Annotated in this window: 13 protein-coding genes; 4 read left to right on the top strand and 9 right to left on the bottom strand. The window is 43.4% G+C overall.

The window, feature by feature from the left end; genetic code table 11:
* Positions 1-230 precede the first annotated feature (230 nt).
* Positions 231-1,367, bottom strand: coding sequence for an SMP-30/gluconolactonase/LRE family protein (locus A3739_RS07415; RefSeq protein ID WP_068476355.1), 1,137 nt, complete (start codon positions 1,365-1,367; stop codon positions 231-233).
* Between the two features lie 224 nt (positions 1,368-1,591).
* On the opposite strand from A3739_RS07415, the gene htpG reads away from it, so the two are divergent.
* Positions 1,592-3,508: a molecular chaperone HtpG gene (htpG, locus tag A3739_RS07410; protein WP_068476353.1), complete on the top strand. Its 1,917-nt coding sequence runs from the start codon at positions 1,592-1,594 to the stop codon at positions 3,506-3,508.
* A gap of 130 nt (positions 3,509-3,638) precedes the next feature.
* The gene (locus tag A3739_RS07405; RefSeq protein WP_068476350.1) at positions 3,639-4,388 is read left to right on the top strand and encodes a glycosyltransferase family 2 protein; all 750 of its coding nucleotides are present in this window, start codon (positions 3,639-3,641) and stop codon (positions 4,386-4,388) included.
* Positions 4,389-4,439: 51 nt separating this feature from the next.
* On the opposite strand, the gene A3739_RS07400 is transcribed toward A3739_RS07405, so the two are convergent.
* Genes A3739_RS07400 through A3739_RS07380 form a run of 5 tightly spaced genes read right to left on the bottom strand, consistent with a single transcriptional unit; the run spans position 4,440 to position 8,491 of the window.
* Positions 4,440-4,772, bottom strand: a complete 333-nt coding sequence (locus tag A3739_RS07400; RefSeq protein ID WP_082869021.1) for a branched-chain amino acid transporter permease — start codon at positions 4,770-4,772, stop codon at positions 4,440-4,442.
* Positions 4,763-5,452 (bottom strand): AzlC family ABC transporter permease, encoded by a 690-nt coding sequence (locus A3739_RS07395; RefSeq protein WP_068476347.1) that lies wholly within the window; start codon positions 5,450-5,452, stop codon positions 4,763-4,765. Before A3739_RS07395 ends, A3739_RS07400 begins: the two co-directional genes overlap by 10 nt.
* Positions 5,449-6,471, bottom strand: coding sequence for a glycosyltransferase family 4 protein (locus tag A3739_RS07390; RefSeq protein WP_068476344.1), 1,023 nt, complete (start codon positions 6,469-6,471; stop codon positions 5,449-5,451). Before A3739_RS07390 ends, A3739_RS07395 begins: the two co-directional genes overlap by 4 nt.
* Positions 6,472-6,510: 39 nt before the next feature.
* Positions 6,511-7,473 (bottom strand): sensor domain-containing diguanylate cyclase, encoded by a 963-nt coding sequence (locus tag A3739_RS07385; RefSeq protein ID WP_068476342.1) that lies wholly within the window; start codon positions 7,471-7,473, stop codon positions 6,511-6,513.
* Between the two features lie 4 nt (positions 7,474-7,477).
* Positions 7,478-8,491 carry a response regulator gene (locus A3739_RS07380; RefSeq protein ID WP_068476340.1) on the bottom strand — a complete coding sequence of 338 codons (1,014 nt, stop codon included), beginning with the start codon at positions 8,489-8,491 and terminating at the stop codon, positions 7,478-7,480.
* Positions 8,492-8,606: 115 nt separating this feature from the next.
* Here A3739_RS07380 and A3739_RS07375 point away from each other — a divergent pair, with 115 nt between their 5' ends.
* Positions 8,607-9,146 (top strand): hypothetical protein, encoded by a 540-nt coding sequence (locus tag A3739_RS07375; protein WP_068500910.1) that lies wholly within the window; start codon positions 8,607-8,609, stop codon positions 9,144-9,146.
* On the opposite strand, the gene A3739_RS07370 is transcribed toward A3739_RS07375, so the two are convergent.
* Positions 9,143-10,033 (bottom strand): DMT family transporter, encoded by an 891-nt coding sequence (locus tag A3739_RS07370; RefSeq protein WP_068500906.1) that lies wholly within the window; start codon positions 10,031-10,033, stop codon positions 9,143-9,145. The two genes, A3739_RS07375 and A3739_RS07370, sit on opposite strands and share 4 nt — an antisense overlap.
* A gap of 199 nt (positions 10,034-10,232) precedes the next feature.
* Between A3739_RS07370 and A3739_RS07365 the strand changes: the two genes are divergently transcribed.
* Positions 10,233-10,484, top strand: a complete 252-nt coding sequence (locus A3739_RS07365) for a hypothetical protein (RefSeq protein WP_068476333.1) — start codon at positions 10,233-10,235, stop codon at positions 10,482-10,484.
* Positions 10,485-10,566: 82 nt separating this feature from the next.
* Here the strand turns inward: A3739_RS07365 and A3739_RS07360 are convergent, their stop codons facing one another.
* The gene (locus tag A3739_RS07360; RefSeq protein ID WP_068476331.1) at positions 10,567-11,016 is read right to left on the bottom strand and encodes a SulA-like leucine-rich domain-containing protein; all 450 of its coding nucleotides are present in this window, start codon (positions 11,014-11,016) and stop codon (positions 10,567-10,569) included.
* Positions 11,013-11,627 carry a transcriptional repressor LexA gene (gene lexA, locus A3739_RS07355; protein WP_068476329.1) on the bottom strand — a complete coding sequence of 205 codons (615 nt, stop codon included), beginning with the start codon at positions 11,625-11,627 and terminating at the stop codon, positions 11,013-11,015. Before lexA ends, A3739_RS07360 begins: the two co-directional genes overlap by 4 nt.
* Positions 11,628-11,769: the final 142 nt, after the last annotated feature.

The following is an 11,769-nucleotide window of genomic DNA, read 5'->3' as shown; positions in this document are numbered from 1 at the left end:
ATCTTATTTAAGGCGATCTCGCTTGGTTCTGATGCGCTTGTGGAGTATTTAAACGTTGATCGGCATGTGTTGTACATGTTGTCTCGCGAATAAGATTTAACTTTATCGGTACGCATTTGTGATTAATGCGTGGCAGACATGAGAGCTATGAGAGCCATGAGTTGTGCTAGAAAGAAGATTGCCTGAACCGTTTGGAATGCGGTTCAAGCAATTGTCTTGAGTATATTTATTTAGTGGCCTGCTGTTGCAGTCTGTTCTGTCTGTAGTTTAAAGATTTGATATGGACCATTTTGCTGGATGTAGCTGTCAGGTTTGGCCATAACGAACTGCAATGCACTGGCTGTCATGTATAAGTCTCCATTAGGGCCAAAGCTAAAGCCGTCAGGCCAACGAAGCATTTTGGATTTATATAGTGTTTGTAATTGGCCTTGCGGATTCATCACGACGATCGCCGAATGTTCTATATCGGAAATATAAATATTTCCCGCATTATCTGTTGTAAGGCCGTCACTCATGGTTTTGGCAGCAAAGCGTTCGATACGAGCGTAGAGTTCGTCTCTTGGTAAGGACTCGTCAATGAGCGCACTTACTGGAACACGGTACATAGCTTCATCACTAACTGGCGCAAAATAAAGCCACTTTGCTTCACGATCTAGCGCAATTGAATCGACACCGGGACGCACAGCAAACACGCCAAACATCAACATCTTCTCACCTTCCACGACCGGAATATATTTGTCGGCGTCAACGGATTCATGGTCTTCAATAACGCGGCGAGCGGTTTGAGTTTGGGTGTCGTACACAATGACAGCGGGGTCTAAGCCAAAAATACTCGCGTCAGCGATTAAGATATATCGCCCATTAGGTTCTACTTGGAAATCGTTCATGTGCGAGCCTAAACCTGCGATGTCGCTCGAAAATTCATAGTAATGAACGAGCTCACGAGAATAGATATCGATAGCCGCGATTTTCGCAGTTCCTGTTCCATGATTTGCATAGTCGAGTAGCCATAATCGATTTTGTTGATCGATTCGCATCGAGAGTACTGTTTCGAGATTTAAAGCGGATGCTTTTTCGCCTTCTAAGCGAAGAGGCTTAACCTCGCCATCAACAATTTCCGCTAAGTTATACGCTGGGCGCCCTTCTGGATGATAGGTAAAGAAAACCTGACCTTCTGAGCTGACCGCAATATTTCCAGGTGGATAGGGGAGATCTACAACGAGTTCAAGCGCATCCGCAGTTAAGGTCGGTTCGGTTGTTCGGTCGGGAAATTCATCACCGCCGCCATATATCGCATCAAGTACAGAGGCACTTAAACCGATAAACACAACGACAGAAAATAGAAAAATAACAAATGCTCGCAACATGGTATGACTTCTTTTTTATAAGTGAGTTGGATCGCTCGCGCCGCAAGTAAGTCGAAACGCCGCACAAGTGTAACGACACCTGTTAATAAATTCATCTGTGAATTTACCGCTCTCTGCCTTGAAAATTTTTTAAGCGACCTCACATTGCTAAGCACATGAAAGTTGGCGAGCGTATATCGCTATCGCTTGGATGATACAAACAAAATAGTTAGAGAGATCGTTTTATGTCTGCAACTGAGAACCTTGGTGCTAACGCTGAAACCTTAGGCTTCCAAACTGAAGTAAAACAATTACTTCATTTAATGATTCACTCCTTATATAGCAATAAAGAAATCTTCTTGCGCGAGCTGATTTCTAACGCGTCAGATGCAGAGGATAAGTTACGTTTTGAAGCGCTTTCAAATGATGCTTTATACGAAAATGATGGCGACCTGAAGATTCGTCTCGATTTCGATAAAGATGCGAACACAGTGACCATTACCGATAACGGTATTGGTATGACGCGTGAAGACGTCATTAATCATTTGGGCACTATCGCTAAGTCTGGTACAGCTGAATTTATGTCGAAGCTGACTGGTGATAGCAAACAAGATTCTCAGCTAATCGGTCAATTTGGTGTTGGTTTTTATTCTGCCTTCATCGTTGCGAATAAGGTTGAAGTCTTTACCCGTCGCGCAGGCACAGATGCTGCGCAGGGCGTGCACTGGAGTTCTGAAGGTGAGGGTGAGTTCACGATTGAAACAGTTGAGCGCACGGCACGTGGAACCTCTATTGTTCTGCATTTGAAAGAAGAAGAGTCTGAGTTTGCTGATGGCTGGCGCTTACGCAGTCTTGTTAAGAAGTACTCGGATCATATTTCTTTCCCGGTCATTATGAAGTCTGAGCCAATGCCAGCGGCAGAAGGCGAAGAGCAGAAAGAACCTGAAGACGAGGCAATTAACGAAGCGACGGCACTATGGACATTGTCAAAATCAGAAATCTCTGAAGATGATTACAAGTCTTTCTATAAGCATATCTCGCATGACTTCCAGGATCCGCTAACATGGGCCCATAACCGTGTTGAAGGTAAGCTCGATTACACAAGCTTGCTTTATATTCCTGCAAAAGCACCGTTTGATTTGTACAACCGTGAAGTTCCTCGTGGCTTAAAGCTATACGTACAGCGCGTTTTTATTATGGATGAAGCAGAGCAGTTCCTGCCTCTCTACCTTCGTTTTGTAAAAGGTATTGTTGATACGCGTGATTTAAGTTTGAACGTTTCTCGTGAAATTCTTCAAAGCGATAAGACTGTTGATAGCTTGCGTACAGCACTGACTAAGCGTGTGCTTGATACTCTGACCAAAATGGCCAAGAACGATGCTGAGAAATATCAATCATTCTGGGATGAGTTTGGCCAGGTAATTAAAGAAGGTATTGGCGAAGATCTTTCTAATAAAGAAAAACTTGCTAAGTTACTTCGCTTCGCGACGACAAACGGCGACAGCGCTCAGAACGTATCGCTTGATGATTACGTGTCTCGCATGCAAGAGAGCCAAGACAAGATTTACTATATCTCGGCAGAAAGTCATGCGGCAGGTATTTCTAGCCCACATATGGAAATCTTCCGTAAGAAGGGTATTGAGGTTCTAGTGCTAAGCGATCGCATTGATGGCTGGATGATCTCTTACCTGTCTGATTTTGAAGGTAAGCATCTTCAAGACATCACTAAGGGCGAGCTTGACCTCGGTGAGATCGAAGCAGAAGAAGACAAGAAGCAACAGGAAGAAGCGAATAAGACATACGAAGCATTGGTTAAACAGATCAAAGAGCTACTTGAAGATAAAGTAGATGAAGTTCGTATGACGAATCGTTTGACTGACAGCCCAGCATGTTTGGTTGCTGGTGCGCATGATATGGATGCGCAGATGAAAAAGATCATGGAAGCTGCAGGACAACCTGTACCTGAAAGCAAGCCAAGTTTTGAATTGAACCCAGAGCATCCTCTTGTAGCTCAGTTGAATAATGAACAAGACGATGAACGATTTAATGATCTGACGCTTGTTTTATTTGACCAAGCAGCATTGGCGATGGGCGATCAATTGAAAGAGCCCGGCGCATTTGTAAATCGATTGAACAAATTGCTATTGGATTTGTCTAAGTAATCACTGAAGCAAATCAGTAGCGATCAATGTCCCTCAGGGAGCCAAAAAACGGTATGCTTAGTTCGGAAGCTTACCGTTACCCCGGCTCCCTTTTTTTATTCTTCAAATTTTTCTTTTTAAGGAATGCATCATGATTGATCACGTTAGTGCAGTCATTATTGTCAAAAACGCTGAAGATACCCTGCGCGCGACATTAGATTCATTACGCGCTTTTTCAGAAGTTGTGCTGTACGACAATGGCTCAAGTGATGCGACCTTAAATATTGCGGCTGAATATCAAAATGTGCAGGTATTTGAAGGGCAGTTTCAAGGCTTTGGAAAGACCAAGCAAGCTGCTGTCGCTTGTGCGACGAATGATTGGGTGTTATCGCTTGATGCCGATGAAATGATCACGCCAGAGCTGGGAGCGTACTTAGAAGACTGGCTTCCTAATCAAGATCCGACGATGGCGATTAAAGTGTTACGTAAAAACTTTTTAATGGGTAAGTATGTTAAGTATGCAGGCTGGGGCGGCGACTGGTTAGTGCGTTTGTTTAATCGCGAAGCGCATAATTTTAACGACAATGACGTACATGAAAGTGTGGCAATTCATGAGGGTAGCTACGTTAAAAAAATCCCTTACCCGATTGAGCATAACGCAGTTCAGCATCTCGGGCAGTTTTTAGTGAAGGTTGATCGATATACAGAAATTAATCGACAAAGTGGGAAAAGCTACCCGCCTTCTATTATTTTCTTAAAAGCTATGTGGCGATTTTTCGAGAGCTTTGTCGTAAAAGGTGGGTTTCTCGCAGGGTGGCGTGGTTTAGCTATTTCGTGGTCGAATGCGAATGGCGTGTTTTATAAGTATATGAAGTCTTACGCTGACAAACATTCTTCGTAGCAATCTTGGGGTACTCTTTTTGAGTCGGAATTGATTGGGTTGTACTGGCTCTTATATCAGGCTGGCTAATACGCCTTGCACCCAAAGCATGTAAAGTGCCGTGCCGCTAAAAATACTGATTAAGGCATTTTTAAATAGCAAGTGGGCAACGATTACAAGGCTCAAACTAATGATCTCAGGTAGTCCGTGATTGCCAGACAACCATTCGACATCTTTTAGACAATACATCACGAGAAGAGCCATCACTGCGGGTGGAAGATAGCGCCCTAGAAATAGGACGACAGGATGCTGCTGGTTGTGAAAAAGAACAAATGGAAGTGCTCTGGTTGCAAAGGTAGCAGCGGCCATCGTTGCGATAAATCCAATTAAGTACATTATGTCCATGGCTTCAGCCTATATTTCATTAGCAGTAAAGCCAAACTTAAACTAAGTGATACGAGCAGCATGTTTTGCGGTGTTGCTAGCCAAAGTGCTAGTGCGCCACTAACAAGAGCGATTGCAAAAGGTGCGAATGATTTCACTGATTTATACTGTTCGATTACCAGTACCATAAACAAGGCTGTTAAGGTGAATTCAAGGCCTTGTGTGTTGAAGCTAAGTTGCTCGCCAATAAGAACGCCGAGTGTACAGCCTATCACCCAATAGCTTTGATTAAGCGCCGTGATAATTAATTGCAGATCACTGATACTTTGCTGTGTAACGTCTTTATCGCCTTTCATTGAGGTTAACAGGGAATAGGTCTCGTCTGTCAGGCCAAAAATTAAATACCATCGCCGCCAACCTTTTACTTTGAATTCCTGTAGCAGAGATAGCCCATAAAAAACATGTCGAGAGTTCAGAAGCAGTGTTGTAACAGTGACTTCAATCAATCCCGCTCCCGCTGCAAGCAAGCCAACAGCCATGAACTGTGCAGCTCCAGCAAAAATAACAATGCCCATAATGCTTGCGAAGTACCAGGGGTATCCAAGCTCCGAAAACAATACGCCGAAGGCCATGCCCATAGGGACGTAGCCAAACATAACGGGAAAGGTTTGCCTCACGGCAATTTTAAGTTGTGGTGTCATAGCTCAGTGTAGATATGCGCATAACGATTTGCTGCATGTTGAATACTAAACCCATCAATAAATGAAGGCGCTTGTTGTGCTATTTTTCGCTGCAGTGTTGTATCCGTTTTGATGCGTAATATGGCATTGGCCAGTTGTTCAGGTTCAGCTATATCTACGAGTAATCCATTTACTTCTTCGTGAATCGCGTCGGGTATCCCGCCTGCACGGCTCCCGATAACAGGCGTTCCTGCCAAGGTCGCTTCAAGTAGTACTGAACCCATGCCCTCTGTATGAGATGGCAGAACCACGATATCTGCAAGGGCAAACCACGTTCCCATATCATTTTGGCGACCAACAAATTCTACATTGAGTGCGCCATCCGCTTGTGCTTCAAGATAATGGAGTTCCGGACCGTCACCTAACAGACAAAAGTGTATATCTGTTTGTTTTCGTAGACGCTTTGCCGCCGCGATAGTGATATCAAAGCCTTTGTGCTTATAGAGTTTGGCAGCTTGAATAACGATGAATTTGTCTTTGTATTTGCTCTGAAGTGCTGCGAGAGCATGCTCATCAATTGGGTAAGCAACAGGCGAATCATTCACGACGTTGGTGCGCGCGTCGGGAAATTGTCTGGAGACGATGTTTTCAACGGCATGACTTACACAGACAATATTTGATGCTTGTCGGTAAGCAAGGCTTGATATCCATTTATCTTTGAATTTATTGTCGATTCTTCTTGTGACGATGTATGGCGTGCCAAATATTAGCTTTTGAATGAGTGCCCAGTAAATGGCTTGTCCTTCATGTACATGCATGACGTGCATATTGCTAGTGGCATCTTTGCTATGCCCAGTCAGGTAATGGCTTACCTCTATAACTGAGCATTCCAATGCTTTACATGCATTCGAAAAGGGGGAGTTTTTTTTAGCGACAACGTTAACGTGATAGCCAAGGCGAAGATGCTCTTTGATTAGCAAAATTGTCTGGCTTTCGCCCCCGCTGAAGCCGCGAGCAAGATTAACGTGGCAGATGTTCAAGCGCTTTTTCCATAAGTGTTGGTAAAGCGCGTAGTGTACTCAGACTTTTGAATAGACCCAAGTTTGATTTCGACCGCCTTCCTTACTTGCATAAAGTGCGTGGTCTGCTTGCTCTAACCAAGCTTTGTAATCCATAAGGTTCGGATCGGCCTGACTAATACCGAGGCTGATAGTAAATTTGATTTCTTGTCCGTCATGCGTCACGACACATTTTTCGGCTGATTTTCTTAAGCGTTCACAAAAATAAACGGCTGAATCTGAATCAGTATTTTGAAGAATAACTCCAAATTCTTCGCCGCCATATCGACCAGCGATATCTGTTTTTCTTAAATTGTCACGTACGAGCGAAGAGACCTTACGAATCACAGCATCTCCGGCTTGATGTCCGTAGGTGTCATTCACCTTTTTGAAGTGATCGATATCTAGCATGACAACGGAACATTCAGTTTTATAACGCGTGTAACGGGCGTACTCTCGAACAAGGCATTCTTCCCAATAGCCACGATTGTAGAGTTCTGTCAGTCGATCTGTGCGGCTAAGCATCTGTAATTCATCGTTGGCTTTTTCAAGAGCTTTACGGTTCGCTACGATGTCGGTGACATCGTAAATAATGATTACAGCTTGATTGACGCTTCCGTCCAAAGAAACTAGCGGTGATATGGTGATGTTTTGGTACATGAATTTCTCAGTACCGGTAATTGGTCGATAATTAGGGAACTGAAATAGATAAGGACGTTGTTCCCATGTCATAAATGAACGGTTTTTTAACGCAAATACCGTGTTCACTTTTTGTCTTAGCCAATCTTCTGGAAGATCTTTAAATTCTTCGAACAGGTTTTTATTGCGTAGCTTGTCAGAGCTGACTCCGCTGTGGCTCTCCATAAAGCTGTTCCAGACTTTTACATTGAACTGTTCATCAATAACAACTAATCCGACATCCACGGTTTGGACCATGTCCATCAACCAATGGAATTCTTTCATTTGTTCGAGTGCTGCTTCCATATTCTTAATTCAGTAGGTAGTTGATTTGCTCATACAGTTTATCGAGCGAATCTTCAGTGAAGAGCAATAGCAGGTCACATGAGATGTTGTGGTTTTCGATGCTGTAATTAATTTCAATAGCCAGCGTTTGCTTCCATTGGTTTGAATTCTTGCCAATCAGTTCATTGACTTGAACGTGCTGACCCAGCACTACCGGATGTCCTTGGCTAAAGATGAGATCGATTTGTTCAGCCAGACCATTAATGCAGGCTCCGCTTAATATGCCGGCCATTTCCATTAGCAATTCAAGTTCTGCCTTACTATCGATCTCGCCCTGAAAATTCAGAAGGCTTGCCATGTCCTTAAAGCAAGAGTCGTTGAAGATGAGCAGCGACTCTCCAGAAATGCCTGAACCAATAAAGCCTTGGCATACAGCCGAATAGCTGGATGTCTCTTCGGTATGAGCCAGAGCCATTTCCAGTTCGCCAACATCAATGATGTTAACGTTAGGAATAGGTAATTTTACAAATACGTTCAAATAGCGAGCAAGAAGGTCCGCGGCTTGCCCCATTGCGACGTTGCTAGCCTCTTGCATGTATTCGCGATAATCGATGCTAGTGATGCTGTTGATTGCATCTTTGACGTTCGGATTTGCGGATGCTTCATTGGCTGTACGATAAAGCCCAAAATCTTCCAATAGGCTGATTAATTGCCCTTGGTCTATTGGTTTTTTGAGAAAATCGATCGCTCCCAAGCGCTTTACGCGAGCATTGGCCTCAGGCTGAATATCGCCCGATACAACAATGCTCATGCAAGGCAGGTCTAGCGATGAAATCATCTCGAGTGTTTCATAGCCATCCATGACGGGCATATTTAGATCGATAAACATGACGTCTGCTTCACCCGCTTTTACGAGCTTCAGCGCCTCTGCTCCGTGCTCTGCAAACTTCACCTCAATATCCCAGTCCTCAGGGAGTGAAGCCGCCATTTGCTTACGTGCGAGTTTTGAATCGTCACATATTAATACTTTTGTGGTCATCAGGCGTTTTTGTCCTTATTCATTTGCCTTTAGTTCAGTAAAGATCATGGTTTACGTCTCTTCAAGTGCGGATTAGAAAAGCAACACGTATACTGCGCATAAATTTGGAGGGTATATGAAAAATTGGCGAGATGTCGTGCAGGCACAAATGCTTTTTGCGGGTCGGTATGAGAAACAAATTGCTGCAATAAATAATGTAAGTAGCGCGGATCGTAAGCTTATTTACAATGGCTATTTGATGTCCTTAAGTACGGCATGGCAGGCATGGTTGAACGAGTGGTCTGAGCTTCTCTCTCCCAAGAACAAAGTGAATACTATCCAAAGTTGGTCAGAGTTTCTGTCGATCTACAGTAATGTAGCGTCTGTTAGCGCCTTCGTTGAACGAAGTCGCGGTCGCGAGAGCTGGGAAGCTGGTTTTATTGATCTAGATAACTTTGATCAGCGTGAGGTTCTTGTGTGTGTAGATGCTTGGGTGTTGGCTGACAACAAAACTGCCGAGGCAGCTCAGAACGACGGGTTGATGGGTGATCTTTCCGTCACTCAAATTGACGTGCGAGCTCTCTCGTTAAAAATGGGTGTAGCAGACGCCTCGCAAATGTTCGGTGAGTTGAAGCGATTCATCTCTGATGTGCGAGAACAATACGCCGAGTATTAATTAAGGTCTTGTTTTTTAGGCGTCCTGCTTAAATACAAGCCGATGATGATTACGCTGCAGGCGATAAACTGCGTGTGGTTGAAATATTCCCCTAAAACTAGAAATGCAATGATAACAGTGAATACTGGAATCAAGTTGATGAAGGCAGAGGCTTGAGTAGCAGGTACTCGCGTCAGAGAATAATTGTATAAGCCATAGGCGCCGATCGAAACGATAATGCCAAGATACATCACGGCAACAACGCTCGTTGTACTAATGGTTTCAGGTAAAGGGACGTACATCGCAGGCCCAAGAAAGAAGATTGCTCCAACCCAAGATTGCAGAGCTGTGAGAAAGAGAGGGGAGTAACGACTCACTAAATGCTTCACAGCTAAGGTATACACGGCAGCGCAAACCATCGCTAACAATTCGTAAAAGTTACCTAACATCGGATTAGGGGCTGTCTCTGAGCTATCTCCAGCAACACTTAAAATAATCGCACCGACAATGGCGATGGCAAATCCTAACCAAGTTCGAATATGCAGACGTTCGTCGAGAACAAGGTAAGCGCCAATTGCAGTCAATAAAGGCAGAAGAGATGTTACAACGCCAGCTTGAGATGCTGTCGTGTTTTGAAGTGCTAATGATTCAAATATGAAATAGAGGCAGGGCTCCATTATCGCCATCATTAATAGTAGCTTCCAGTCACCTCGTTGATAGTTTAGACGCCCCATCCAACGCAGCATGAATACGAAAAAGACACTGGCCAATAACATTCTTCCAAATAACACTTGGGCAGGATGTAGCTCTTGAAATGTTATTTTAAGCGCTATGAATGAGCTAGCCCAAATCAACATGGCGAGAGTTAAGGTAAGGATCGCGATATTGGAAGACGGTTTAGTTGGCATATTCGGCCCAAATGTAAGCGTTAAAAACTATGGCGAGATTATAGGTAAGCTATTCAGGCCCTGAAGAAGAAATATTGTTATTTCTTTCAATTTAATAAATTTTATATTTAATGACGCTTTGATCCTCTCAGAGCATAGAGAGCCTATGTCTCCCTGTGATACCATTCATCGTTAATGAAAATAGATTTGTGGAGTAAGTGTGAGTACTGCAGATAGTTCTTTCTTAGAGATTGTTCAGCAAGACGATGGTGAATTTGTTTTAAAACGAATCGATGAAGAAGGTGCATTAGTAACGATCCAGTTTTCTGAGGAAGTTAGTGAGTACTTGCGTGAGCATTCTGTAGAAGTTGCAAAAGCGATGATCGGTGCCGGTGTTCAAACCGCAAGCGTAAAGTCAAAAGCTGCATACGAAGCGCAGCAAAAAGAAGAAGTCCCTTCAACAGTACATTAAACTCAACCCATTTTTTGAGCGCACAGTAAATTATCCATAGTGCGCTTTATCTCTATATGTAATATCTAGTTTGTCATGTTTTCTATCTACTTCTGACTAGAATTCCGTGACTATCACCCTCAATCGATGCGCGTTCAAGCTGTTCAAAAAACTCGTTGTTGATGCCTTTTGTCCATAAAATAGCTGCATGGCAGGTACCCATTGCTAAAGCTTTTTGACATAGCGCATCACCGGATATTTGCTTGTTTGATCGAAGAACGATTATTTCATTGAGATCTGTTTTTCGTTCAGATTTCCATCGATGCAGTAGTTCGCTAGGCGGATCTATTAATGCGAGCCAGCGTTGTTCTTGATTCAGCTTTGTAAGCATAGGCAATAGCATTTGAACACTATCTGCTTTTGACTTCGCGATAATAATCTCTGTTACGTTCGCTTCTTTTTTTGCGCTATTTGGAGCGTCTATTTCAATAAACGAAGTATTAAGTGCCTTGTCGTTAAAACCTAGATCTTGTTGGATGTATGCTTCATTCATTGGATTGTATCCTTTCTGATAACGCCAACGGCTAAACCTTCAATTGCGAGATGCTGTTCTTTCAGATCAACAACGATTGGTTGAAATTCTTCATTCTCAGCATGCAGTTCTACAGTATGTTTGTTTTTGAAAAAGCGTTTTACGGTCACTTCATCTTCAATTCTCGCAACAACGACTTGGCCATTTTTAGCTTGCTCAGTTTTATGTACAGCTAATAAGTCGCCATCGAGTATCCCTATGTCCTTCATACTCATACCTCTTACGCGTAAGAGGTAGTCAGCTGAGGGATTGAAGAATTCGGGTTGCAGGGTGCAGTAATCTTCGATGTTCTCTTCACCTAGAATCGGATTACCTGCAGCTACTTGGCCAACAATAGGTAGGCCATCATTCGCCGACTCATCTTGAGGTAGTCGAATGCCGCGACTAGCACCTGGAACAATCTCGATAGCGCCTTTTTTTGCAAGTGCTTTGATGTGGTCTTCTGCAGCGTTCGGAGATCGAAAGCCGAGAGCATTTGCGATTTCTGCACGTGTTGGTGGATAACCTGTTTCATCTACGTAGGTTTTTATCAGAGCGAGCACTTCGCTTTGTCGTTTGGTGAGTTTTTCCATGTCAATTACCGCAATTGGGTTATCTGTTTTTATATCCAGTATCTGTAAATGTATACAGTGTTTTTTTGTTTGTAAAGTTTATGGATAAATCTTTTCCAAGACTTGCTCTATTCGCAGATCGCAATTGCGGGCAGAATTCGCC

The sequence above is a fragment of the Oleiphilus sp. HI0067 genome, from assembly GCF_001635735.1.
The sequence above is the reverse complement of the archived record's forward strand: the minus strand, read 5'-3'. Positions and strand labels throughout refer to the sequence as shown.